We start from the raw sequence: 256 nt of genomic DNA, 5'->3' as shown, positions 1-256 counted from the left end.
GGGGTCCAGCGTGCGCATCGCGGTCCCCCTGGACGGGATCGACCCCGACGGCGACTCCGTCCAGGTCACCGGCATCGCGACCCCCGCCGCCAAGGGCACCGCCCGGGTCGTGGACGGACTGATCGAGTACGCGGCGTCGAAGAACGCCACCGGGCACGACACGTTCACCTACTCCGTGCTCGACGCCCGCGGGGCCACCGCCGTGGGGACGGTCCAGGTCGGCATCGCCCGGCCCGCCGAGACCAACCAGCCTCCC

The 256-nt window shown here is 74.2% G+C and carries 1 protein-coding gene; it reads left to right on the top strand.

What is annotated here, in order from left to right:
- Nucleotides 1-10 precede the first annotated feature (10 nt).
- The coding region (locus ABWU78_RS21010) for an Ig-like domain-containing protein (protein WP_439159409.1) at nucleotides 11-256 on the top strand (246 nt) is incomplete at its 3' end.

The organism is Cellulosimicrobium sp. CpK407, assembly GCF_051844275.1.
GTDB lineage: Bacteria > Actinomycetota > Actinomycetes > Actinomycetales > Cellulomonadaceae > Cellulosimicrobium > Cellulosimicrobium cellulans_G.
Note: the sequence above shows the minus strand (reverse complement) of the source record. Positions and strands in the feature narration are given on the sequence as shown.